This is a genomic window from Nocardia sp. NPDC057668, assembly GCF_042799795.1.
Taxonomy (GTDB): Bacteria; Actinomycetota; Actinomycetes; order Mycobacteriales; family Mycobacteriaceae; genus Nocardia.
Map to the genome: position 1 here is coordinate 288,408 of NZ_JBHVIC010000005.1, position 23,457 is coordinate 311,864.

A 23,457-nucleotide genomic window follows, 5' to 3' on the forward strand; every position below is an offset into this window, starting at 1 on the left:
CTCGAGTTGGCTTGCCCCCTGCTTCCGGCGGGTAGTTTACGGACACTCATAGCCATCACGTACAGTGCGGGCAACATTTCGGCACATACCGGCGCGGCGGCGGTGATTCGCGCGCCCGGAGCGGTCCGGCGGGTCGAATCCGAGTGGGGGGCAGCGTGACGCTTGCGCGAAACGACCATATCGACGACGGCCGCGGCACGGTCCGAGCGCCCGACCTCGCGCGGGTGACGATTCTGGCCAAGCACACCCAGGTGGATATGGCCATCCCGGTCGACGTACCGGTCGCGCTGCTCATTCCGAGCGTGGTGGACATGGTGGCCCAGCACAACCGGGCCAACGAGTTCGGCAGCGACGGGGAGGCCTTCGAACCCCGCGAATGGGTGCTCGCCCGCATCGGCCAACCGCCGCTGTCCAATTCGCTGAGTCTGGCCGAACAGGGCGTGCGCGACGGCGAACTGCTCATGCTCGAAAGCGCCGAGCACACCGCGCCGACCCCGCTGTTCGACGACATCATGTACAACGTCGCCATCGCCGACGCCGACCGTTTCCGCGGCTGGAATCCGCGCACGGCCCGGCTGACCGGTTCGATCCTCGCGGTGCTCACCATGCTGGTCGGCTGCCTCGGCCTGCTGGCCGCGCCCACGGCCGTACCCGGCTGGGTGAGCGGTTCCATCGCCCTGTTCGTCACCGTCCTGCTGGTGGTCGCGAGTGCGGTGCTGTCCCGCGTGTACGACGACGACGCGACGGCGCTCGTCCTGGGCGGCTGTGCGCTCCCGGCAGCGTTCACCGCGGGCATGCTCTTCGTCCCCGACGCCTACGGCTGGGCGAATCTGCTGCTCGGCGCGGTGCTCACCGGCGCGGTCGCCGTGCTGACCCGGCGCGTGAGCGACGTGGGCCCGGGCCTGTTCACCGGGACCGCGACCCTGGCGGTGTACGCGATTCCGGTCGCGCTGATCGGACTGCTCACCGAGGCGCCGCGCAAATCCATCGGCGCGGGCGCCGCCGCCCTCGGCCTCATCGGATTGGCGCTCGCGCCAAGGCTTTCCATTGCGCTGGCCGGGCTTCCGCTGCCGCCGGTGCCCGCCCCCGGCACCCCCATCGACCCCACCGAGGACGATCCCGACGATCATCGCGCGCTGCCGAGCCTGGGCGCGCTGCGCGCGAAATCCGAACGCGCGCGCGAGTATCTGGCAGGCCTGATCGCCGCCACCACCCTGGTCGTGGCCGCCGGCGCGCTGGCCGCGTGCGATCCGGGATCCGAGCAGCGCTACTGGCCCGGCCTCGCGCTCGCGCTGGTGTGCGCGGCGGTACTGATGTTCCGCAGCCGGACCTACGCCGGGGCCGACCAGGCGGTGGGCCTGGTCGCGGGCGGCGCGGGCATCGTGCTCGCGATGCTGATCGCCACGGCCCTGCTCTTCGAGGTCCCGCTGCTGGTTTTCGGTGCGGCCCTGCTGATTCTGATCGCCGCGCTGGTGCTGGGCATCGCGCTCCCGCGCAGGCAGGCCACCCCGCCCATGCGCCGGGCGGTGGAACTGCTGGAATACACCTGCGTGGCGGCCGTTGTGCCGCTCGTGTTCTGGGTGACCGGCCTGTTCGCGCTCGTGCGCGGGCTCTGATCGACGCGATGCCGACTCCCGCGAGGCATCGCGCCCTGCGCGCCGGCGCCGCCGCCGCGGTGCTGGCGGTAGGTCTGTCCTTCGGGCTCGGCGCCGAACTCGCGGCGGCCCACGCCGATCGGCCGCCCGCCGTGGATCCACGACTGCTGCCGCCGGGCGGTCCCGCCGCCCCGCCCGGCAAGACCGAACATCCGGCCAACTCCCCGTGCCTGAGCACCCAGGCCGGCGGCGACGGCCCGACGATCCCGCCCACCCAGCGCGCGCTCGACCTCGAACACGCCTGGCGGTTCTCCCGGGGCGCGGGCCAGCTGGTGGCGGTCATCGACACCGGCGTTGCGCCGCATCCCCGCCTGCCCGGGCTCATCCCCGGCGGCGACTACGTCGCCAATTCCGGTGACGGGACCGAGGATTGCGACGCGCACGGCACCCTCGTGGCCGGGCTGATCGCCGCCACCCGCGTACCCGGAGAGGGTTTCGCCGGCGTCGCGCCCGAAGCCCGCATCATGACCATCCGCCAGACCAGCGCCATGTACCAGGCCGCGGGCGCGAGCCGGGACAAGGGCCCCGACGACATGCCCGACGGCTACGGCAAGATCTCCGCGCTGGCCTCGGCCGTGCGCCGCGCCGCCGACGCCGGTGCGCGCGTCATCAACATCTCCCTGGTCGCCTGCCCCGCCAGCCGCCCGGCAAGCACCGAGATGGGCATGCTCGGCGCGGCCGTGCGCTACGCCGCGGTCGAGAAGGACGTCGTCGTGGTCACTTCGGCGGGCAACACCGACACCTGCAGGGCGAGCAACCCCGGCCCGGACCCGCTGCACCCGGACGCCGACCTCTGGAAGCGCATCTCCTCCTACGTGGCCCCGGCCTGGTGGGACGAGTACGTGCTCTCGGTCGGCTCCATCGACGCCTTCGGCCGCCCGTCGAAGTTCACGGTGCCCGGCCCCTGGGTCGGGGTGGCCGCGCCGGGCGAGGACATCATCTCCCTCGATCCCCGAAGCACCGGGCTGACCACCGCCAAGGTGTCCAATCAGGGTCAGGTATCGCGCTACAGCGGAACGAGTTTCGCCGCACCCTACGTCTCCGGCGTGGCCGCCCTGGTGCGCTCCCGCTTCCCGAACCTGAACGCCCGCGCGGTGATCGACCGCATCCAGGCCACCGCGCACGCCCCCGGCGAAGGCTGGAACCCCTACGTCGGCTACGGCGCGATCGACCCGGTGGCCGCCCTGACCGCCGAGGTCCCCCGCGACCTACCGCCCAAGCGTCCCAACACCCCTCGCGATCGACAGCTCCCGCTGCCGGCCCCGGCGCCATCCCCGGACAACACCGCCCGCGACGTCGCACTCATCGGCACCGGCGTGGTCGGCCTCCTGGTCGTCCTGGGCTTCCTGGCCTCGTTCCCCCTGCGCCGCAAGTTCGGTAGGCGTGAGGACAGTCGAGTGACGTTGTCTCGCAACACGGATCGGCGATGACACGGGACCGAATGGTTTCATCAGGCCGTGTTCCGACTGCTGACCGCCGGGCGGCATCCCGCCGCCGCACAGCGACGGTCATTCCACCCGAGTCTCTTTTCACGCGTCCCTGGCTGATCGATGGCGCGGCCCGCACGTTCTGCCGCCGGAGCCGGACTTCGCCATCCCGCCCTTCCCCTGGTTCCCACCGGGGACGCCGGTCCACCGTGCCGCGACGGCATCCGCCCTTTCACCCGAGGAAAGCTCAGTTCTGAGGTTTCACAGGCTGTTTCGCCGGATTCGGGTCCGGGGCGACGCCGTCGTGGGCGACCATCGCGGCCTCCCGGCTCAGGGTCGGGCCGGGCGCGAGCAGGCCGACGATCTGCCACGGCGCGGGTTCGGGGCGCGTCGACTCCGGGTCCATGCCCAGTGCCTTCGCCGCGTCCAGATCCCTTATTCCGTAGCGAACCCCATAGTCGGACAGGAAGAACAGGCTGTCGCGCCGCTGGCTGTCTGGTTCGATCCCGGTGGTCTGGACGTACGCGCCCGCACCGGGTTTCAGGTAGAACGCGTCGAGTTCGGGCCCGTTGCCGTCGGCCTGCGCGAGCGGCACCAGCCGCGCCTGGTCCGGAATGGGCGGCGCGTGCCCGGTCAGCAGGGTGAGCTCGGCGTGCCTGCTGCCGTCCGAGGTGTCGGCGGACTCGATGGGCCGCCACGAGAGACATTCCACGGGTTGATCTTTGCCGTCCACCAGGGCCGGAGCCGCCGCCGGGTAGGCGCCGACCGCCAGCGCGCCCGAGACCGGCGCGCCGGTGCGATCGGCCTGCGCGATGAAGTCGTCGGCGGCGGTGGAGCGGTAGGCGTTGCGAATGATGTCCGCTGTCAACGGCGACACCGGCTGCAAGCCGTCCGCGAGCACCACGTACTGCCGGTTGTCCGTGCGCACCCGCACCACGTCGCCGATGCGGTGATCACCGATCGAATAGCGCGGGGCCGCACCGGCTTCCGCGATGGGCGGGGCGGTCAGCGGCAGCACCTCGGGAATGGCGTTCAGCAGTCCCGCGCTGACGGGCCGGGGCGTACGCCCGCGAATGTCGAGGGCGTCCACTACCGCCCGGTCGTTCATGTCCAGCCGCGCGCGCTGATTGTCGTAGACGAGGTAGGTGTGGTCGCGGCTCTGCACCAGCAGCGCTCGGCCCGCGGCCAGTGGCGCGGCCTTGTCCCCCAGATCCGGCGTGCCCGCGATGACCGAGGTGGTCAGGGTCCGGCTGCCGTCGTTCGCGAGCGCGTCGCACACGGTCCAGGCGCGGCCCGACCCGCCGGTCTCGACGTTCAGCGAGGCGGGTGCGCCCGGAATGCCGATCAACTGCCCGCGCGGCTTCTTGGCGAGTTCGGATTCCTTCACCGTGCCGGGTTTGGCGGCCTCGCCCGCGGCCAGCCGCGCCGAGGCCAGATTCAGCGCGGGATGCACGACGTTGTCGATGACCACGTACACCGCGCCGGTGTTCTTGCCGAGCAGGATCTTGTTCGAGCCGATCTTGTCCTGCGGTCGCAGCAGCGCTAATAATCCGCAACCGGCCAGTGCGACACACGCGAGGATCACCCCGGCGGTGAAGGCGCGGGACTGGGCGCGCATGGGGTCGTGCAGCATCCGCACGTCCCTGCGCACCAGGGCGTGTTCCATGCGCCGAACCAGGAAGCGATAGCCGCCGACCTGCCATCGCGTCGTGGGTTTTGAAGGCATGTAGATCCCCCGACCAGTCATTACGTCCGCAGAGCACAGTACAGTTCCCCCGAATCCGAATGGGCACTCGGCCAACGCAAGCGGGCCGGGAATCGGCGATCGGGGAGCGATATGACGGGCCGCGCGCGGTTGACGAACCTGCTGGTGGCCCAGTCGACCGCGATGGTCGTCCTGCTCACCGCCGTACTCGCCGGCATACCGCCGTGGCCCGCCCTCGGCGTTGCCCTCATACTCGGGCTGCTGCTGCTCGTACCACTGGGCAAACGTTCAGTTGCCCAGTGGATCGGCACCCGCTCCCGCTATCGCGCACGCCGACCGCGCGCCCTGGCAGATGCCATCGACTTCACCGCCGCCGACGGCCGCTCGCTCGGGCTGTATCTGGACCGCTCGCGCGTTGTCGCCGTCGTGGAGGTGCTGCCGCCCAGGGGCGGGCTGACCCGCCTGGGCCGCACCACCGTGCAATCCACCCACCTGCTGCCCCTGAAGGCGCTGGCCGAGCGACTGACACAGCACGACATCCGCTTGGCGGGCATCGACATCGTCTCGCACGGCCATCGCAGCCGATCCGGCACGCCAGCCGGGGCCATCTACGAATCACTGCTCGGCCCGCTGCCCGCCACCGCGCACCGCACGGTCCGGCTGGCCATCGCCTTCGATCCGCTGCTGTGCCCGGACGCCGCGGACCGGCGCGGCGGCGGCCTGCCCGGAGCCTGCCGCGCGGTCACCATCGCCACCCGGCGCATCGTGCGCACCCTGGAGGACGCCGACTGCGCCGCACGCGTTCTCACCGCACCCGAGATCACCCAGGCGGCCCTGCAGATCACCGGCGGGGTGGACCCGCGCGATCTCACCCAGCACTGGCGCTACGCCGAACTCGGCAACAGCGTGAACATCGGCGCGGCCCTGGATCCCGGCCGGCTCGGGTCCGAAACCCTGGACCAGCTGTGGGTGCCGCCCTCGCGCGGTACCACGGTGGCGGTGCGGCTGCGGCCCGGCGACGCACCCGGCACGGTGCGGATCGGCGCGGCCTGGCGACTCACCGCACGCGAACTGCCCGCGGAACCGGTGCACAGGCACATGATCTCCATGAACGGCCGTCAGCGCGAAGGGCTGCTCGCGCACCTGCCGCTCGCGGTGCCGGGACTGGACGAGTGCGTCCCCGCCATCGAACGGCCCATGAGCGATGTCGAGCGGGTCCGGCTCGCCTCGGCGGGCTGCGGCCAGCTGCTCGGCTCCGACGACGCGGGCAACGGGGTCGCGGTTCGTCTTGTCGGCCAGGGCATTTCGACCGTGTACATCTCGGGCGAGCTCTATCTCGCGCAACAGCTGGTCTTTCGCGCGCTGGCCGTCGGGGAACGAGTGCTCATCCGCACCGACCGCCCGCAGTCCTGGGAGCACCTGCTCACCACCATCGGCAATCCCGAACGCCTGACGCTGGCCGCCGAAACCCACCAGTCCGACGCGGGATTCACCGCCGTGCTGGTGGACGGGGTCCTGGCCCCCGGTCCGCACGCGGGCGTCACCACGCTGTATCTGACCGGCAATCCGCTGGGCTGGCCCGGTGCGCCCCCGGACCTGTCGATCCGGCAGCCCGGCGCCGCGGGCAACCGAATCACCCTGCGCACCGGCACAACCGAGGTCGAGTTGACCCTGGTCTCCATCCCCCGCGAGGGCGCCTATATCGGGCAACCTCGCGCCGCTCGCGCGTTCGCCGCGCAACCGTAGATCGCACGCCGCGCAGGGCGCACGATCCCGGCGCGGCGGGGAATCACCCCGGATACGGGTCTGTCGCCCGCGCGGCCCGCAAAGTCCTTCCCCACCAAGCCAGTTGGGTGAGCATCCTGCCCGCGGCATCGATGGCCGCCCCGTCCGCGGTATCCCCCGCGTCATCGAACTTCCGCTTGGCCTCGTGGAAGCTGACCGTCTCCCGAATCGACACCATATGGATCTCGGCCACCACCTGCCGCAACTGCTCGACGGCCCGCAGCCCGCCGGAGAGTCCGCCGTAGCTCACGAAACCGATCGGCTTGGCCCGCCATTCCCGCTTGGCCGTGTCGAGCGCGGTCTTGAGCGAGGCCGGATAGCCGTGGTTGTACTCCGAGGTCACCACCACGAAAGCATCGGCGGCGGAGATTCTTTCGCAGTAGGCCCTCGATTCCGGGGTGACGCTCAGGTCCACCGGAAGCGGCGTGTCGAGCAGGTCGATGACCCGCGTATCGAATCGTTCGTCGGCCAGCGCCGCGCGCAGGAACCAGTCCGCCACCACCGGCGCGAATCGTTCCGGGCGCACACTGGCCACGAGCACTTCGAGCCGAAGCGGATTCTCCATGCGCCGAGCCTAGTGCGACCCGGCCGTCCCGATCGCGTAGGACACCAGCCCCTCGGCCGGAGCGGTGCGCGCGGTGAAATCCAGCGCCTGCCGCGCCCGTTCGGCGTCGGCCACCAGGTGCCTGACATCGGTGATCCGGTACTGCCCGGTCACGACCGGCGCGGGTCCGTTCAGCGCCTTGGCCATGGTCGAGGCCACCTCCCACAGCGTGAGCGGTTGCCCCGAGCCCACATTCAGCGGCAGGAAGCCGGGCAGCCCGCGCTCGACGGCGGCGACCGTCGCGGACGCCACGTCTCGCACCTGCACGAAGTCCCGGACCTGCCCTCCGTCCTCGAACACGTGCGGCGCCCGCCCGGCGCGCAGCTCGGCCCGGAACCGCGCCACCACACCGGTTTCCGCCGTCCGCACCGGCCGCGCCCCCGCCACCGGCGCGCCATAGACGTGGTTGTACCGCAGCACCGTCGCCGCCGACCCGGTGCTGACCGCCCACGCCAGCGCGTAATGCTCCTGCGCGACTTTGCTTGCCGCGTAAGCGCTGCGCGGCCGCAACGGCGCGTCCTCACCCACCGCCTCCCAGGTCAGCAACTCCCCCGTCCGCGGCGCCCGATGATCGAACAACCCCCGGTCGAGATCCCCCCGCCGCCGCAACCCGGGAAAGAACGGCCCGCTCCGCACGGCCCGATACCGCCCCTCCCCGTACACCGCCGCCGTCGAGGCGAGCACCAGCCGCCGCACCCCCACTCGCTCCATGGCGGCCAGCAGAATCGCGGTCCCCGCGTCGTTGTGCGTGGCGTAGGCGGCCGCCGCCTCCATCTGCAACGGCCCCCGCCGCGCGGGCGCGGCCCCGCGCACGCCATCCCTCGCCGCACCACGCCCCCCGTCCGTCCCTCGGCCCCTATCGGGACCCCGAACACCCGCCCCGGCCCCATGTCCCACATCCTCGCTCGACCCGCCGCCCGCGCCCCGGCCCCCGGCCTCGCCGCCACCCCGAATCCCCCCAAAGCCCCCGGGTGGCTGCTGCCGATAAGTCGGAACAGTGCTGCGCCCCAGCCCCTTCCCTGACTCCCCCGCACGACCGGAACCGACCGCACTCGCCGCCTCCCCACCCACTACGCCGTCCCCCGGACGTGCGCCGCCACCGTCACTCTCAGCCGGCCCGCCCACTTCCGCGTCAACGCCACCGGCCGGCCCAAATGACCCGCCGTCCGCTCCGACTGGACCACCGCCTCGCCCGGCCGGCGCGCCCGCACCTGCGCCGGTGTCACCACCCGGCCCGGCAGCCACGCCATCTGCTCCGCCTGGTCCGGCAGGACCACCGTCGTGCCCAGCAGGACCACCAACACCGGAAGCATCACCGCCGTGTCCGGGAGACCCGCCGTCTGCTCCGACGGGGTCGCCGCCTCGCCCGGCGGAGTCGACACGGCTGATCAATTTCTCCGGCCGCTCGCCCGGTTCACCCTGTCTCCCAGCAGAATCGCCAGGGCTCGCGCCGGCGCCGCTATCCGGACCGAGAGGACCGACCGGTCGGCCGACGGCGGGACGCTCGGCACTCGCCTCCGCGGATCTCTTCGCCGCGGCGGGACGGTTCACCGCCGGACCTGAACCCGATAGAGCCTGATTGCCAACGGTTTCGGCGCGCGCCGCGGCCCGCGGCGAAGCCGAGCGGGCGGGCTCGGGCGGCGGCGGGGGCAGGTCCGGCAGCGGGACAGCGGCGGCCAGGTGACACACCACGTCGACGCCGCGCAGAAGTGGCTCCAGCGCTTCGGGATTGCGGATGTCGACCAGTGAAACCTGTTCGGGCATCGTCGATCCCGGTCCGTGCACCGCGCCGAGCATGGCGTCGATGGCGACGACCTCGTGGCCCGCCTCCAGCAGCGCGCGATGCACGTGGGAACCGATGTAGCCGGCCGCCCCGGTCAACAGCACTCGCAACCGGCCGGACACAGGTCTACCCGAGCTCATTCCTCCAGCGTAGGCGACCGCGCCGGAGCGCGGACCGGACGAGCGCATCAGGCAGCGGGATCCACACGCGTCGAGCAGCGCGATCCCGGTTCAGCGCGCGGCGAGATCTCGGCGCACAGCACGGCGAGATCTCGGCATACCGCGCAGCGAGATCTCGGCATACAGCACAGCGAAAGGCCCGGCTCCGAACAGGAACCGGGCCGGAAACGGGTGGCGGACTAGGGCAGCTCGAACGGCAACTGCACGCCGGTGCCCGAATGCACGCGGCAGGCGTCGCAGGTGTCGTCGCCCTCGACGGCGGCGACCGCGCGGCGCACCAATCCCTTGAAGGGCACCAGGTTTCGCTCGAACTCGGCGAAGACGTCCACGGCGCTCACGCCGTGCCCGGACTCCACCCCGGCGTCCAGGTCCGTGACCAGAGCGATTGCGGAGTAGCACATTTCGAGTTCACGGGCGAGCACGGCCTCGGGGTGACCGGTCATATTGACCAGCTCCCAGCCCAGCCCGGCGAACCACTGGCTCTCGGCGCGGGTGGAGAACCGCGGGCCCTGCACCACGACCATGGTGCCGTGATCCTTCAGCGGCAGTTCGTCGCCCTTGGCCGCGATGGCCGCGGTGCGCAGTTCCGCGCAGTACGGGTCGGCGAAGGAGACGTGCACGCCGCCCGCGTCGAAGAAGGTCTGATCGCGCCCGGAGGTGCGGTCCACCAGCTGATCGGGCACAGCCACGGTGCCCGGCCCCCAATCCGCGCGCAGACTGCCGACCGCGCAGGGGCCGAAGATCCGCCGCACGCCCAGCGAGCGCAGCGCCCACATATTGGCCCGGTAGGGCACGGTGTGCGGGGAGAACTCGTGCTTGCGGCCGTGCCGGGGCAGGAACGCCACCGACCGGCCCTCGACGGTGCCGATGGTGATGGGCGCACTGGGCGCGCCGTAGGGAGTCTCGACCTCCACCGCGGTCGCGTCGTCACCGAAGAAGTCGTAGAAACCGCTACCACCGATAATGGCCAACGTGGCCCGAGAATCCGAACTCATGCCGCCAATTCTTGCGCATCCGGGCGCAACTGGTGGGGTCAGGGCGAACCCTGTACCCTAGGGGGGTATTGACGCCGGGAGTGAGGAAACCGTCGGTGACCAAGGATCAGATCAGCACGGCCGAAGCGGTGACGGACACCGCCGACGTGGCGAAGGCCGCGACGGCGGCGGATCAGGCCGACAAGCCCTGCCACGATCACAGCTCGCACGGCTACATCACCGCCAAGGACGACTACCTCAAGCGCCTGCGCCGCATCGAGGGGCAGAGCCGCGGCCTGCAGCGGATGGTCGAGGAAGAGAAGTACTGCATCGACATCCTCACCCAGGTCTCGGCCATGACCAAGGCCCTGCAGGCGGTCGCGATGGGCCTGCTCGAGGATCACATCAGCCACTGCGTCGTGGACGCCGCCATCGCGGGCGGCCCGGAAGCCGAGGCCAAGATCAAGGAAGCCACCGACGCCATCGCGCGCCTGGTCCGCTCCTGATCCGCCGCCGGCGAGCGTCTGTTCCGCCCGCCGGCAGCTTCCCCACCCCCGTCGGCAGTCGCCCCACCGCCCGCCGGCAGCCGCCGCGCTCTGCCCTGCCCGCTAGCAGGCCGCCATGCCGCTCGCCGTCGACCCGATGGTGAGCGGCATCGCCCAGCGATCCGAACTCGGAATCCGCCCGACCCCCGCCCGCGCGGTGCGCGCGGCGCTCTGCCCGCGTCGCTCCCGCGGACGCCGGGCTATCCCCACATCGACCCCGCCGCGCAACTCCAGTTCCGCGTAGAGCAACCCCTGCGCGCCCTCGGCCAGCGGCGCGATGACCTCGATCCCGTCCGGGCCGTAGATGCGCGCGCGCCCGGTGGGCCGCTGCCCGCCGCCACCTTCCCAGGCGCCGTCCCCGACCACCACGCACGGCGCGATCACGTAGGCGCCGGCCTCGAGGGCGTACATCCGGCTCACGGTGGTGCTCGAATCCGGTCCGGGCGTATCGCCCTCCATCCCGCCGGGCCAGGCGGCGACATGAATCTGCTCACCGTCCGCGCGCAACGCGCGGGTCAGCAGCGGACGCTGGTTCTCCTGCCCGGTCAGCGCGCCCAGCGCCCCGAACGGCGTGCGATGCACGGCCGGGAGATTCGGTGCGCCCGAGGCGAACACCTTGCGCTCCACACCATTGAGCCCGGCCTTGCGCCGCACCGAGAGCACCACCCCGGAATCGTCGATCACCGCCTGCGACATATAGATTCGGCGATCCTGCCGCTCCCCGAATCCGAGCACCACGTGGATGCCGTAGCGACGGGCGGCGGCGGTGACGGCCCGCATTTCGGCGCCGTCGCGTGACATCGAATTCTCGCGGCAACGAGTCGAGTATTCGACGTTCCATTGATTGGTTTCGACCCAGCGCCACCAGGGAAACCCGGGGAGAAACGTCTCCGGGAATGCGACCAGCTCGGCGCCCGACACGGCCGCGGCCCCGATGAGTTCCACGACCTGCTCGACGCCTTCTCGCAGCCGAAGCCATTTCGGCTCGGCCTGGACTGCCGCGACGCGCACCGTTTTTCTCATTGGACAACCCTCATGAGAGGTGATGTTCGCGAATGCCTTCCGAGCGCACCATGCCGAAAAGTGCCGTTTTCCGGACTCTTCATGCCACCGCGATGTTCATTCCAATGAACAGTTCAAAGTAATGTACGGAATGTACCCGGTGTAGTGCCAGTCTCGGTACGGAAGGAACGGTAGAAACTTCGCTCGGTAAGGAAACCCGAAGCACTGGCGACCGCGGACAGCGGAAGCTGTGGGGCGCTGCGCAACAACTCGCAGGCCCGTTCGATTCGCATGCGCCGCAACACCGCTCCCGGTCCGCCCTCGAACTCACCGAACACTCGATAGAGCGTACGCCGCGACATTCGGCAACCGGCCGCGATTCGATCAACACCGAGTTCGGGATCGGTGCAGTTGTCCCGCATGAACACCAGCACGCGTTGACGATTCAGCGCATCGGCCGAACGTTCCCGGGCCACCCCGCCGGTGGCCGCCACCACCGCCGCCGCCAGCAGATCCAATCCGGGCTCGGCCAGCAGCGCCGCACCGCCGGGATCGACGCCCTGCAATTTCGCGATGCCGCGGAAGAATTGCGCCACGACAGCGGGGGCGGAATCCCCCGAAAAAGCCGTCGCCGTAGGGACTTCCGTGCCGAGCAGGCCGTGACGCTCACGCAGCCGGCTCAACGGGACCTGCAGTACCACCTGCTCCCACTCCTGCCCGAATTCCCAGCGGTACGGCCGCGAAGTGTCGTAGAAGACGATGCCGCCCGGTCCCACCTCGGCGATCCGCTCGTCCTGATACAGGCGCGCGGTACCGGAAAGCGGAATGCTCACCAACAGGAACTCGTCCTCGGTGCGCGAGATCAACCGGGGCGTACGCCGGATCTCCTGCGGCGTCGATCCGACGATCGTGAGCTCGAGATCCCCGTACCTGCCGTGCTCGATATGACCGTGAAAACTCCCGAAACTCCCACTCGCATCCGGCGAAACCGCAAGCGGCACATACGCCGCGCTCACCTGCGCTTCCCAGCGCTCGAATGCATCCACCGCCGGCGATTCCGACCCGGTCCGCACTTCGAACCGATTGATCGCTTCTGACCCTTCCACTCCCCATCCCTCGACAACCCTCGACGGCCGCCACCCGGCCGAATACCGGGCAGTGTGTCAGATTCGACTGCGGTCAGCCAGCGACGGCGAACGCCTACGCGGCCGATTCACAGCTCGTGTCGAGTTCGAGATCGGCGTACAGGATGCCCTCCTCGTGCCCGCCCAGCGGAGCCGCCAACTCCTCCCCGCCCGGGGCGAAGATTCGCGAGTGACCACCCGGGCCGCGCACCAGCTGTTTGGCGGGTTCCATTCCGCCGTGGCGACTTTCGCTGCCCGCGACATCCATAATCGAACACGCCGCGACCACATTGAGCTGACCGACCACCGCGTACCAGAGCGTCGCGGCATTGTTCACCCGCACACCCCACTCCACATCCCGGGCGATGATGAAGCCCGGCCACGACACCACGTGCACCTGAGCCCCGGTGCGCTCCAACTCCCGGCGCGCGGGCAGATGCAACTGCTCCGACCCGCCCTGCACCCCGATCCGGCCGATATCGGTGCGGAACACGTACGGCGCGGTCACCTCACCGCAACGAAAGATCTTGTGCTCCAGGGGCGTCAGCTCGGGCTTGCGCCGCACACCGGCCAGGACGCCGCGGTCGTCGATCAGGCACTGCGACATGTACAGCGAGGTGCCGCAGCGCTCGCTGAAGCCGAGCAGCACGTGCACCCGATTGCGCCGCGCAGCATCGGCGATCCGGCGGAATTCGGTGCGGCCCACCGTCATGGAGTTCGTGCGGTAGCGCGCGAAGAAGCCCTGTCCCCAGCTCACCGAATCCAGCCACAGCCACCACGGGTAGCCCGGCAGGAAGGTCTCGGGGAAGGCCACCAGCTGCGCGCCGCCCGCGGCCGCGGTCTCGATGAGTTCGATCGCCTGCTGGACGCCCGCCCGCAGGTCCAGCCATCGTGGTTCGGCCTGGACAGCCGCCACCCGCACCTTGGTTCGCACCTCGGCCCCCTTCGACACGCTCGGGATGATCTGTGCAATCACCCTTCGCCGAACGGAGGCGAGGTGCAGCGACATACCGTGCCGAGCTACCGACCGGACGTGCCTGAGTCCATTCGCGCAGGTATCCGCGCTGGTGAGCGCCCCGAATGCCGGGCGTACAGCACGCAACCCGGTCGTCGGCGGCTCGACGACGACCGGGTCGCGTCTCCTCATCGCATGACCCGGCCGGTCGGCAACGTCGACGACTGCGCCTGCGTGCAAGCGGCGCTTCGCCCCAGACACGATCGGGACGCGAAGACCGGCGGTGCACGGGGTCAACGAGTTGGTGCGGAGAAGATCAGCGGCGTGAACCGGATGCCTTCACAAGTATTCACATCGGGCACGATGTTGTGACTGTCCGGCCGTGCCAGATCACTGACTATTCACGTCATGGCGGTTTGGCCGCGCGGCGTACGCGGAATCCCGTACGACTCAGGCGTACTCGGTCCGGAATTCCCCCGGCGTCATTCCCATTTCGCGCCGGAAGGCCCGATAGAACTGTCGTTCGGAGACGAATCCCGAGGCCCGCGCGATCGAAAGCAACGGCCTCGTCTGATCGGTCCGGATGAGCGCCAGCGCCCGTTCGATCCGCAACCGGCGCAGCACCGCGGCGACGCCGTCGTCATCCTCCTCGAATAGGCGATAGAGCGTGCGGCGCGAGACCGAGCACGCCGCCGCGACATCGTCCACGGTCAGTCCGGGATCGGCGAAATGCCGCTGTATGTAGGTCAGCGCGTGCTGCCGGGCCAGCGCCTGCCCGGCTTCCTCGTGCGGGGTCTCCCCGGCCGCCAATTGGACCACCGACGCCAGCAGTCCGGTGCCGTGCCGGGCCAGCACCGCGGCCTGTTCGGGGGCGGTCTGCTGCAATTGCGCCAGCCCGCAGAAGAATCGGCCGACGATGCCCGCCGCGCCCTCGGGCGGGAACCGCACCGCGGTCGGTATGCGATCGGAGGGGACCCCCGAGGCCCGGACCACCCGCGACAGCGGCACCTGCACGGCCACCACCCCCCAGTTCTGCTCGAAATGCGCGGTGAAGGGCCGTGAGCTCACGTAGAGCATGAGCCCGCGGTTCGCCATCTCCCCCACCCGGCCGTCCTGCTCCAGCCAGCCGCTGCCCTGCGTGGTGATGCTGGCGAACAGGTACGGCTCATCGGGCTCGTGGATCAGGCGGGGCAGGCGCGAGATGTGCTGGCCGGTCGCCGTAACCGTCGAGATGTCCATATCGTCGAACCGCGACTGCACGATGCGGGCCCGGAACTCGCCCGGGCGAACCGGGGTGACGACCAGCGGCACATACGCCTGCGCGACGGCAGCCTCCCACTGCTCGAATGCCTGCTGTTCGGAAACCTCGGGGGTAGATCTGACATCGACCACCGCGGGATCGGAGCCGCCGCTCATTGGCCGATTGTCGCACCATTGGTGTTCCAGAATGCCGAAATCCCTTCACATCTTCCAACTTTCGGAAGACGCGCCCGAAATAGGTAAGTTGCCCGAAGAAACCAGAACCGCCGGGACCCGGCACTCCGGATCGCACCGCAACCCGCGGCACGAATCCTCACCCCCCAGTTGAGCTTTCACTTCGCGACGACGCGAGCTGACCGTGACACCGTGTTACTGATATCGGGCCGAAAACACCCGCAAAGCAAAGCCGAATACGACTCGGCGATAAGGCAATTCACGCCACCGCGAAATCCGCGCCGGCGGCCGGCAATTCCGGGCGGGACGACGCGGGAACACGATCGCCCCGACGAGCCGCGGGGCCGTCAGTCGCCGCAGCAGCCCTGTGCCGCGGCGGAGCCCGAAGGCCCCGGCACCGACCGCACCTCGCGGGTCTGGGCGTTCCGCGCCGCCAACTCCGCGTCCGCCGGATAGTCCACCGCGATCAGGCTCAACCCGTGCGCGGGCGCGACGGTCACCGCGCTGGCCCGCTCGCGTTCGTTCAGCAAACCGCCGATCCACTCCGGCGTGCGCCGGCCCTCCCCGACCGCGAGCACACCGCCCACCAGGCTGCGGACCATCGACCAGCAGAAGGCGTCGGCGCTGACGTAGGCGGTCAGCAGCTCACCGTCGCGCTCCCACTCGAAGCGCTGGAGCTCACGAATGGTGGTCGCGCCCTCGCGCCGCCGGCAGAAGGCCGCGAAATCGTGCAGGCCCAAGAGCTTTCGGGAGGCCGCGCGCATGGCCTCGAGATCCACGCCGGGACGGCACGGCACGATATGGCGGGCCTGCAGGGGTTCCGCTCCGTACGGCGCGGTGGTCAGGCGGTAGGCGTAGTGCCTGCGGATCGCCGAGAAGCGGGCGTCGAACTCCGGCGGCACAAGCCGAACATCCTTGACGCGCACGTCTTTCGGCAGGAACCGCGCCAGCCGGTGCACAAGGCGCGCGCCGTCCACCGCGGTGCGGGTGTCGAAATGCGCCACCTGTCCCTGTGCGTGCACACCGGCGTCGGTGCGCCCGGCCACGGTGAGCTGGATCGGCTCGCGCTGCACCTTGCTCAGCGATTCCTCCAGCACGCCCTGCACGGTGCGCAGACCGGGCTGGCGGGCCCAGCCGGTGAAGTCGGTGCCGTCATAGCTGATGTCGAGCCGCACCCGAACCGGCGCCTGCTCGGGCGCCTGCGACTCGGCCGCCTGATCGTCCACGGTCACAGCGATCTCCTGGTTAACATGAAAGAAGCCCGCCGACCCGGAGGGGACGGCGGGCTTCCTCATGGAATGAGCGGGAAGACTAGGCGTCTTCCTTCTTCTCCAGGTCAGCGGCCTCGGCGGGAGCCTCGGCAGCAACCTCGGTGGTCTCCTCGGTCTTCGCCTCGTCGGCGACGGCCTCGGGGGCCTTCGAAGCCGCGACGCGACGGGCACGATCGGCCTCGTTGGTCACGGTCTTCTCGCGGACCAGCTCGATGATCGCCATCGGGGCGTTGTCGCCCTTGCGCGGGATCGTCTTGATGATCCGGGTGTAGCCACCCTCGCGACCCTCGAACGACGGTCCGATGTTCGCGAAAAGCTCGTGCACGACGTCCTTGGAGCGGATCACCTTCATCACCTCGCGACGGTCGGCAAGGGTGCCGGCCTTCGCCTTGGTGACAAGCTTCTCGGCGTACGGGCGCAGGGCCTTGGCCTTGGACTCGGTGGTCGTGATGCGACCGTGCTCGAAGAGCGCCGTGGCCAGGTTGGCGAAGATCGCCTTCTGGTGCGACGCCGACCCGCCGAAGCGGGCACCCTTCTTGGGCTTGGGCATTGGAATCTCCTGTGTCTAAGACCGTCGGGGCGCCCGCCCCATTACGGCCTAAAGCTGTTCGGTCTCGGCGTAGTCCTGCTCGCCGCTGTCGGTGTCGCTGAACGAACCGCTGTCGCTCCAGGTGCCGCTCGCCGCGTCGTAACCGACGACGGAGGACGGATCGAAGGAGGCCGGGGAGTCCTTGAGGGACAGACCAAGCGAATGCAGCTTGACCTTGACCTCGTCGATGGACTTCTGGCCGAAGTTGCGGATATCCAGCAGATCGGACTCGGTGCGGGCAACCAGCTCGCCGACGGTGTGCACACCCTCGCGCTTGAGGCAGTTGTAGGACCGCACGGTCAGGTCCAGGTCCTCGATCGGCAGACCGAACGAAGCGATGTGATCCGCCTCGGCCGGGCTGGGGCCGATCTCGATGCCCTCGGCCTCGACGTTCAGCTCGCGAGCGAGACCGAACAGTTCGACCAGAGTCTTACCCGCCGACGCCAGCGCATCCCGAGCGGAGATCGAGTTCTTGGTCTCGACATCCAGGATGAGCCGGTCGAAGTCGGTGCGCTGCTCGACACGAGTCGCCTCGACCTTGTAGGTCACCTTCAGAACCGGCGAGTAGATCGAATCCACCGGAATCCGGCCGATTTCCGCACCCGACGCCTTGTTCTGCACGGCAGGAACGTAGCCGCGACCGCGCTCGACGACGAGCTCGATCTCCAGCTTGCCCTTGTCGTTCAGGGTCGCGATGTGCATGTCCGGGTTGTGCACGGTGACACCGGCCGGCGGAACGATGTCCCCGCCGGTGACGGCCCCCGGGCCCTGCTTACGGACGTACATGGTGACCGGCTCGTCCTCTTCGGACGAGACAACCAGGCCCTTGAGGTTCAGGATGATGTCGGTGACATCTTCCTTCACGCCCGGAACCGTGGTGAACTCGTGCAGCACGCCGTCGATGCGGATGCTCGTGACAGCGGCACCCGGGATGCTCGACAGCAGCGTGCGGCGCAGCGAGTTGCCGAGGGTGTAACCGAAGCCCGGCTCGAGCGGTTCGATGGTGAACCGCGACCGGTTCTCGGACACAACCTCTTCGGTCAGTGTCGGTCGCTGTGAAATCAGCATGGATTTCTCCTCCTTCGAGCGTCCGCTATTTGACGCTCACGACTGGAATTGTGAACTGCCACAGCCCCTTACGCCGGACCGAAGCCCTGCGCTGAATGTCAACCTCGACGCTTGACGAATATCAAGTATCGGACCTTGACCTGGGGTGTGGGGGCAAGCCCCCACACTGTGGCAATCCACCAGCGGCGCGTTAGCGCCCCTATTACTTCGAGTAGAACTCGACGATCAGCTGTTCCTGCAGCGGAACATCGATCTGCGCACGCTCGGGGAGCTGGTGCACCAGAATGCGAAGACGGCCGGGAACGACCTGGAGCCAACCCGGAACCGGGCGGTCACCAACGGTTTCGCGCGCAACCTGGAAAGGCAGGGTGCCCAGCGACTTCTCCCGGACATCGATGATGTCGTACTGGGAGACCTGGAAGCTGGGGACGTCGACCTTCACGCCGTTGACCAGCAGGTGGCCGTGCGAGACGAGCTGACGGGCCTGGCGACGGGTACGGGCCAGACCGGCGCGGTACACGACGTTGTCCAGACGGGTCTCGAGCAGGCGAAGCAGGTTGTCGCCGGTCTTGCCGGTCTGACGGTTGGCCTCCGCGTAGTACTTGCGGAACTGCTTCTCCATGACGCCGTACGAGAAGCGAGCCTTCTGCTTCTCCTGCAGCTGCATGAGGTACTCGGATTCCTTGATCCGCGCGCGGCCGTGCTGGCCCGGCGGGTAAGGACGACGCTCGAACGCCTGGTCGCCTCCAACGAGGTCAACACGGAGACGACGCGACTTGCGGGTGATGGGGCCTGTATAGCGAGCCATGATTCTTTACCTTTTCCTTCCCGCTTTAGACGCGACGCCGCTTGGGCGGACGGCAGCCGTTGTGCGGCTGCGGAGTGACATCGGAGATCGTGCCGACCTCGAGGCCGGCGGCCTGGAGGGAACGGATCGCGGTCTCGCGGCCCGAGCCCGGGCCCTTCACGAACACGTCGACCTTCTTGACGCCGTGCTCCTGCGCCTTGCGGGCAGCGTTCTCGGCGGCGAGCTGCGCGGCGAACGGGGTCGACTTACGCGAGCCCTTGAAACCGACGTGGCCCGAGGACGCCCATGCGATGACGTTGCCGGTCGGGTCGGTGATCGACACGATGGTGTTGTTGAACGTGCTCTTGATGTGAGCGTGGCCGTGCGGGATGTTCTTCTTATCCCGGCGACGCGCTTTCTGAGTCTTCTTCGGACCGGAGGTCCGGCTCTTCGGAGGCATGCGCTATCCCTACTTCTTCTTGCCGGCGACGGTCTTCTTCGGACCCTTGCGCGTGCGGGCGTTGGTCTTGGTCCGCTGGCCACGCACGGGCAGGCCACGACGGTGGCGAAGACCCTGGTAGCAGCCGATCTCGATCTTGCGACGGATGTCGGCCTGAACCTCGCGGCGCAGGTCGCCTTCCACCTTCAGAGCGGAGCGCTCGATGAAGTCACGAAGAGTCGTGAGCTGCTCATCGGTGAGGTCCTTGGAACGCAGGTCCGGGCTGACGCCCGTGCCCGCGAGGATCTCCTTGGACCGGGTACGGCCAATGCCGAAGATGTAGGTCAGCGCGATCTCCATGCGCTTTTCGCGCGGGAGATCTACGCCCATCAGACGTGCCATGTGGCATTTCCTTAATGGTTGCGGAGGTCTGCTCCCTGTCCGTCCCCGCGTAATGGGGCCCCGGCCTCCGTACCGGGGGAAGGCCGCCGTCCGCCCTCTGCAGGGCTCGACAACGGCGACTGGCGCTGGGAGTTACTTCTTTGTTCTCTGCCAATCCGAATCGCGTTCGGTGCTTGGCTGGTGAGCGACCGGAGAATTACCTCCGGTGACCCCGACCGTGGGCCGAGATCAGCCCTGACGCTGCTTGTGGCGCAGGTTCTCGCAGATCACCATGACCCGGCCGTGACGGCGGATCACCTTGCACTTCTCGCAGATCGGCTTGACGCTGGGGTTGACCTTCACGTCAGATCCAATCTGGTTCCGTGTGCTCACTGGCCGTGAACACAGTTTTTCCCCGGCCGGAATGGCCGGGGAAGACCGGGGTTCAGGACCCCGGAAACTTGGTTGTCCCCCTGCGGGAACTCACTTGTAGCGGTAGACGATGCGACCGCGGGTCAAGTCGTACGGCGAAAGCTCCACGACGACGCGATCCTCGGGCAGAATACGGATGTAGTGCTGCCGCATCTTGCCGCTGATGTGCGCGAGAACCTTGTGACCGTTCTCCAGCTCAATCCGGAACATCGCATTGGGCAGCGGCTCGATAACCCGGCCCTCGACCTCGATGGCCCCTTCTTTTTTCGCCATATCCTCCGCGATCCCGGTTGGGCTGAACCTGGTTGGTTGCAGCTCATTACGGCTTACCCCGGCGCCCAGCAGCGACATCACTGTCGTGCGTGGAAGCCGAGACGGTGCGATACTTCGCGGGAAGTGAGTATGCGGACATGCCACAACCAGCGTGAAGATGCACCGCCGACTAACTTTACCCGGTCGCGTAGATCCGGCCAAACCAGGGCCGTCCCGAGTGTGCGGGAACACCCGCGGCACCCACCCAACCGGTGCGAGGTACCAGCGGGGGGAGCACGCTGGCCGGGGCAATCGCTAAACTACGGGCTGTCCTTGCAAGATCGTCCAGCACATCGGGGGTTGATGTGAGCCGCAACAACGACGGTCTCCCCATGCTTCCGCCATGGCTCTCCGAGAGCGACGTCTCCGAATCCGGCTACGAAGCCCCCGTCGAGAACCTCCCCCACGACGACCTCATCCCCGAGGAAAAAGCGTCCCGCCGCCTGTTCGGCCGCCGCAAACCCCGCAAGGACACCGACTCCGCGCCCCAGCCGGATCAGCCCCCGGCTCCCCCGCGCCGCCCACAGCCCCCCGCCGCGGCAACCCCGCCCCCGGGCCCCGGTGTGAGCAGTCCCCTGGAGTTCACCCCCGACCCGCCCCGGCCCACACCCCCGGACGCGGCACGCGGCACAGCGCCGCAGCCCACCGACGGCCGGTCACCCGACTCCCGCGGCACAGCCGGCCGGTCCGCTCCCACGGGCCGGTCCCCCGAGTTCCAGCAGCCGACGGGCACGAACGGTCTCCCCGTCAGCGACATCCCCGGCGCCCCGGGTCCGGCCACCAACGGCCGCCCGCAGCACCCGGTGGACCCGCGCCCCCAGGCGAACGGCCACCGACCTCCCGCGAGCCCCAATCACCGGGGTGACGCTCAACAGTCCCCGGCCCAGTCGGGCGATGCGCGCACACAACAGCCTCCGCTGCCGCGCCCCGCGGCCCCCGAACAGCCCGCGACGAGCGAAGCGTTCGGCGCTCAACCGTCGACGGGCGAGACGTTCGGCGCTCAACCGTCCACGGGCAAGACGTTCGGCGCTCAACCGTCCACGGGCGAGACGTTCGGCGCTCCGACGTCCGCGAACAATGGGTTCGGCGCTCCGACATCCGCGGGCGATGGGTTCGGCGCACCCCGATCCACGGGCGACGGGTTCGGCGCCCCGACACCGACGGGCGATGGGTTCGGCTCGCCTCGATCCACAAGTAGCGCCGGCGGCGCGCAGCAGTCGACGAACACCTCATCCGGCACCCAGCGCCCGAGCGATCCGCAGCCCCAGGGCCCGAGCGCCAGAAATCGCGGACCCGGGACGGCCGGATCTCCCACGACCGGCCAATTCCCCTCCACCCCAACGCAATCCGCGAACCCGCGCACCCCTCACCCCGACCTGCCCCCGCCGCCGCCCCAGGTCGGCGCCCCCGCGACCACTCCCCGCCCGGATTCCGCACCCCCCACGAAATCCCAGGTCAGCCCACCCCGCCTGCCACCCCTGGACGCCCGCACCCCGGGCCCCCTCGACTTCCCCGCTCCCCCCGCGCCCCGCCCCTCGCCCTCCACGGGCCCCGCCCCCGGCCCCTTCGACGTCCCCCCGCCCGTCCGCTCGGACGCCCCGTCGACCCCCGCCCCGACCCCACCCGCCGCGGCACGCCCCCCGCTCCCCGACGCCCCGGCCCCCGCCGCTCCGCCGAGTGCACCCCCGGCCGTGCCGCCGCGCGATCCCGCGCGCCCACCCCTCCCCGACGCCCCCACCCCGCACAACCAGGCCATAGGCACGGGCCGCTTCACCACACCACCCGCAGCGAACACGCCCCCGCAGTCCGGCCTCCCGCCGCTGCCCCCCGCCCCGGGCGAGGCACCACCCGCCGCTCGCGACGCCCTACCCCCGGCCCCCGATGCCGCGCGCCCCGCCCCGCCGAACCTCCCCCCACTCCCCGACGCCCCGCCCGGAGCCCCCTCCGCCACGGCCGCGAACCCCCTTGCGCCGAACAACGATTCGCGCCGCACCCCACCCCTCCCACCGGCCCCCGATGCTCGGCAGAGCCTCCCCACGTCCCCCTCCGCCCCAAGCGCCCCCTCCACATCCCCGGGCCTCCCCCCGGCACCGGCCCCCGGTCCCGCCACCACCGGTTCGAGCGCCCCCACCCCCGCCCCGGCACCGCGCCCCCCAGGCCTCCCCCCTCTGCCCCCGGCACCCGACCAGCCGACGAGCGCCCCGAACGCCGCCACCCCCAACCGCCCTCCCCTGCCCCCGGCTCCCGCCCCGCAGGGCGCGACGACGCCCCCCACGCCGCCGACGAATCCCCCCGCACCCGAACCGAATTCCGCTCCCCCGCTACCCCCCGCCCCGCCCAGCCAGGGCTCGATGGGGTCGGCGAGCCATGGCACCTCGGAATCCGCTTCCGGCGCAGACGCCCGAGACAATGCGACTTCCCCCGGCGGCCAACCCGCACGGGCGACCGGACCGGACGGAGTTGGTTTCACCGGAGGCCCCGTCTCGTCCCCGCCCGATCGTGACGCCGCACAGTCGGCCACCGACGAGGCAACCCGGGTTGTTCGCCCGCCGCTGCCCCCGACACCGGGCGAGCTGAATCCCGACGAAACGACCTCGTGGACGGCCGATTCAACGGCCGACTCCCGCGAATCTGCGGCAGCACAGCGAGATTCCGCCGTGTCCGACGCCGCAACGCGGCATGCCCGCCGTCCGGCATCTGATTCGGCGAGCGCGAACGGCTGGGACGAGCACCCGGCCGAGCCCACGACAGACCCGGGCAACGCGGGATCCGCAGCACAGCGCGGAGCGACGGCCGAGGTTCCTGGCGCTGCCGCACCGCTACCCGATATCGGAGATTCGACCGGAAGCGGCGTGCCCGGTATCGACGGCCCCGGTGCCACCGCGGCCGAACGCTCCGACCAAGCGCTGCCGGCGACCCAGCCCGATCTCGGCGGGTCGAGCGATGCTGCGGCGGTTGACGGTTCCCCGCACGCTGCTCCGGCGACCGACCGTCCCGGCGAAACGA

21 protein-coding genes and 1 pseudogene are annotated in these 23,457 nt (G+C 69.9%); 4 read left to right on the forward strand and 18 right to left on the reverse strand.

Annotated features, from left to right (window positions below):
• The first annotated feature begins 155 nt into the window (after window positions 1-155).
• Both eccD and mycP read left to right on the forward strand, forming a co-directional pair.
• Window positions 156-1,616, forward strand: a complete 1,461-nt coding sequence (eccD, locus tag ACFVBH_RS28870) for a type VII secretion integral membrane protein EccD (protein WP_379006312.1) — start codon at window positions 156-158, stop codon at window positions 1,614-1,616.
• Between the two features lie 8 nt (window positions 1,617-1,624).
• Window positions 1,625-3,085 (forward strand): type VII secretion-associated serine protease mycosin, encoded by a 1,461-nt coding sequence (gene mycP, locus ACFVBH_RS28875; protein WP_379006316.1) that lies wholly within the window; start codon window positions 1,625-1,627, stop codon window positions 3,083-3,085.
• Window positions 3,086-3,329: 244 nt separating this feature from the next.
• On the opposite strand, the gene eccB is transcribed toward mycP, so the two are convergent.
• On the reverse strand, window positions 3,330-4,808 hold the full coding sequence (eccB, locus tag ACFVBH_RS28880) for a type VII secretion protein EccB (RefSeq protein ID WP_379006318.1): 1,479 nt from the start codon (window positions 4,806-4,808) through the stop codon (window positions 3,330-3,332).
• 111 nt (window positions 4,809-4,919) lie between these two features.
• Here eccB and eccE point away from each other — a divergent pair, with 111 nt between their 5' ends.
• A complete protein-coding gene (gene eccE / locus ACFVBH_RS28885) occupies window positions 4,920-6,533 on the forward strand; it encodes a type VII secretion protein EccE (protein WP_379006320.1) in 1,614 nt (537 codons plus the stop codon).
• A gap of 43 nt (window positions 6,534-6,576) precedes the next feature.
• On the opposite strand, the gene ACFVBH_RS28890 is transcribed toward eccE, so the two are convergent.
• The 5 genes and pseudogenes from ACFVBH_RS28890 to ACFVBH_RS28910 all read right to left on the reverse strand — a co-directional run bounded on the left by ACFVBH_RS28890 (window position 6,577) and on the right by ACFVBH_RS28910 (window position 10,133).
• Window positions 6,577-7,137, reverse strand: a complete 561-nt coding sequence (locus ACFVBH_RS28890; RefSeq protein ID WP_379006323.1) for an NADPH-dependent FMN reductase — start codon at window positions 7,135-7,137, stop codon at window positions 6,577-6,579.
• A gap of 9 nt (window positions 7,138-7,146) precedes the next feature.
• Window positions 7,147-7,989, reverse strand: a complete 843-nt coding sequence (locus ACFVBH_RS28895; protein ID WP_379006937.1) for an NAD-dependent epimerase/dehydratase family protein — start codon at window positions 7,987-7,989, stop codon at window positions 7,147-7,149.
• A 257-nt stretch (window positions 7,990-8,246) separates the two neighbouring features.
• Window positions 8,247-8,558 (reverse strand): hypothetical protein, encoded by a 312-nt coding sequence (locus ACFVBH_RS28900; RefSeq protein ID WP_379006964.1) that lies wholly within the window; start codon window positions 8,556-8,558, stop codon window positions 8,247-8,249.
• 283 nt (window positions 8,559-8,841) lie between these two features.
• A pseudogene (locus ACFVBH_RS28905) lies at window positions 8,842-9,069 on the reverse strand (NAD-dependent epimerase/dehydratase family protein); the annotation flags it as partial.
• A 248-nt stretch (window positions 9,070-9,317) separates the two neighbouring features.
• Window positions 9,318-10,133, reverse strand: a complete 816-nt coding sequence (locus tag ACFVBH_RS28910) for an S-methyl-5'-thioadenosine phosphorylase (RefSeq protein ID WP_354986064.1) — start codon at window positions 10,131-10,133, stop codon at window positions 9,318-9,320.
• 146 nt (window positions 10,134-10,279) lie between these two features.
• On the opposite strand from ACFVBH_RS28910, the gene ACFVBH_RS28915 reads away from it, so the two are divergent.
• Window positions 10,280-10,618 carry a metal-sensitive transcriptional regulator gene (locus ACFVBH_RS28915; RefSeq protein WP_354986134.1) on the forward strand — a complete coding sequence of 113 codons (339 nt, stop codon included), beginning with the start codon at window positions 10,280-10,282 and terminating at the stop codon, window positions 10,616-10,618.
• Between the two features lie 102 nt (window positions 10,619-10,720).
• Here the strand turns inward: ACFVBH_RS28915 and ACFVBH_RS28920 are convergent, their stop codons facing one another.
• The 12 genes from ACFVBH_RS28920 to infA form a co-directional block, all read right to left on the reverse strand.
• Window positions 10,721-11,680 (reverse strand): nitrilase-related carbon-nitrogen hydrolase, encoded by a 960-nt coding sequence (locus ACFVBH_RS28920; RefSeq protein ID WP_379006326.1) that lies wholly within the window; start codon window positions 11,678-11,680, stop codon window positions 10,721-10,723.
• A 113-nt stretch (window positions 11,681-11,793) separates the two neighbouring features.
• Window positions 11,794-12,705, reverse strand: a complete 912-nt coding sequence (locus ACFVBH_RS28925; RefSeq protein WP_379006328.1) for a helix-turn-helix domain-containing protein — start codon at window positions 12,703-12,705, stop codon at window positions 11,794-11,796.
• Window positions 12,706-12,859: 154 nt separating this feature from the next.
• Window positions 12,860-13,735: a nitrilase-related carbon-nitrogen hydrolase gene (locus ACFVBH_RS28930; protein ID WP_379006331.1), complete on the reverse strand. Its 876-nt coding sequence runs from the start codon at window positions 13,733-13,735 to the stop codon at window positions 12,860-12,862.
• Between the two features lie 453 nt (window positions 13,736-14,188).
• On the reverse strand, window positions 14,189-15,154 hold the full coding sequence (locus ACFVBH_RS28935) for a helix-turn-helix domain-containing protein (RefSeq protein WP_379006333.1): 966 nt from the start codon (window positions 15,152-15,154) through the stop codon (window positions 14,189-14,191).
• 365 nt (window positions 15,155-15,519) lie between these two features.
• Window positions 15,520-16,347, reverse strand: coding sequence for a tRNA pseudouridine(38-40) synthase TruA (gene truA, locus ACFVBH_RS28940; protein ID WP_379006941.1), 828 nt, complete (start codon window positions 16,345-16,347; stop codon window positions 15,520-15,522).
• A gap of 136 nt (window positions 16,348-16,483) precedes the next feature.
• Window positions 16,484-16,993, reverse strand: coding sequence for a 50S ribosomal protein L17 (gene rplQ / locus ACFVBH_RS28945; RefSeq protein ID WP_379006335.1), 510 nt, complete (start codon window positions 16,991-16,993; stop codon window positions 16,484-16,486).
• Between the two features lie 48 nt (window positions 16,994-17,041).
• Complete coding sequence (locus tag ACFVBH_RS28950) at window positions 17,042-18,100, reverse strand: DNA-directed RNA polymerase subunit alpha (RefSeq protein WP_354986070.1); 1,059 nt, start codon at window positions 18,098-18,100, stop codon at window positions 17,042-17,044.
• 202 nt (window positions 18,101-18,302) lie between these two features.
• Window positions 18,303-18,908 carry a 30S ribosomal protein S4 gene (gene rpsD, locus ACFVBH_RS28955; RefSeq protein WP_354986071.1) on the reverse strand — a complete coding sequence of 202 codons (606 nt, stop codon included), beginning with the start codon at window positions 18,906-18,908 and terminating at the stop codon, window positions 18,303-18,305.
• Between the two features lie 25 nt (window positions 18,909-18,933).
• The gene (gene rpsK, locus ACFVBH_RS28960; RefSeq protein WP_354986072.1) at window positions 18,934-19,347 is read right to left on the reverse strand and encodes a 30S ribosomal protein S11; all 414 of its coding nucleotides are present in this window, start codon (window positions 19,345-19,347) and stop codon (window positions 18,934-18,936) included.
• Window positions 19,348-19,356: 9 nt separating this feature from the next.
• Window positions 19,357-19,728: a 30S ribosomal protein S13 gene (gene rpsM, locus ACFVBH_RS28965; protein WP_354986073.1), complete on the reverse strand. Its 372-nt coding sequence runs from the start codon at window positions 19,726-19,728 to the stop codon at window positions 19,357-19,359.
• Between the two features lie 228 nt (window positions 19,729-19,956).
• On the reverse strand, window positions 19,957-20,070 hold the full coding sequence (gene rpmJ, locus ACFVBH_RS28970) for a 50S ribosomal protein L36 (protein WP_067561702.1): 114 nt from the start codon (window positions 20,068-20,070) through the stop codon (window positions 19,957-19,959).
• Window positions 20,071-20,190: 120 nt separating this feature from the next.
• Entirely contained in the window at window positions 20,191-20,412 is a 222-nt protein-coding gene (infA, locus tag ACFVBH_RS28975) for a translation initiation factor IF-1 (RefSeq protein WP_040804562.1), read from the reverse strand.
• Window positions 20,413-23,457: the final 3,045 nt, after the last annotated feature.

What these genes read in the sequence shown, in the direction of transcription:
- infA (WP_040804562.1), bottom strand. Translation starts at nt 20,412, where the DNA reads ATGGCGAAAAAAGAAGGGGCCATCGAGGTCGAGGGCCGGGTTATCGAG.
- ACFVBH_RS28935 (WP_379006333.1), bottom strand. Translation starts at nt 15,154, where the DNA reads ATGAGCGGCGGCTCCGATCCCGCGGTGGTCGATGTCAGATCTACCCCC.
- ACFVBH_RS28910 (WP_354986064.1), bottom strand. Translation starts at nt 10,133, where the DNA reads ATGAGTTCGGATTCTCGGGCCACGTTGGCCATTATCGGTGGTAGCGGT.
- rpsD (WP_354986071.1), bottom strand. Translation starts at nt 18,908, where the DNA reads ATGGCTCGCTATACAGGCCCCATCACCCGCAAGTCGCGTCGTCTCCGT.
- mycP (WP_379006316.1), top strand. Translation starts at nt 1,625, where the DNA reads ATGCCGACTCCCGCGAGGCATCGCGCCCTGCGCGCCGGCGCCGCCGCC.
- rpsK (WP_354986072.1), bottom strand. Translation starts at nt 19,347, where the DNA reads ATGCCTCCGAAGAGCCGGACCTCCGGTCCGAAGAAGACTCAGAAAGCG.
- rplQ (WP_379006335.1), bottom strand. Translation starts at nt 16,993, where the DNA reads ATGCCCAAGCCCAAGAAGGGTGCCCGCTTCGGCGGGTCGGCGTCGCAC.
- ACFVBH_RS28950 (WP_354986070.1), bottom strand. Translation starts at nt 18,100, where the DNA reads ATGCTGATTTCACAGCGACCGACACTGACCGAAGAGGTTGTGTCCGAG.
- ACFVBH_RS28890 (WP_379006323.1), bottom strand. Translation starts at nt 7,137, where the DNA reads ATGGAGAATCCGCTTCGGCTCGAAGTGCTCGTGGCCAGTGTGCGCCCG.
- eccE (WP_379006320.1), top strand. Translation starts at nt 4,920, where the DNA reads ATGACGGGCCGCGCGCGGTTGACGAACCTGCTGGTGGCCCAGTCGACC.
- rpsM (WP_354986073.1), bottom strand. Translation starts at nt 19,728, where the DNA reads ATGGCACGTCTGATGGGCGTAGATCTCCCGCGCGAAAAGCGCATGGAG.
- eccB (WP_379006318.1), bottom strand. Translation starts at nt 4,808, where the DNA reads ATGCCTTCAAAACCCACGACGCGATGGCAGGTCGGCGGCTATCGCTTC.
- ACFVBH_RS28920 (WP_379006326.1), bottom strand. Translation starts at nt 11,680, where the DNA reads ATGAGAAAAACGGTGCGCGTCGCGGCAGTCCAGGCCGAGCCGAAATGG.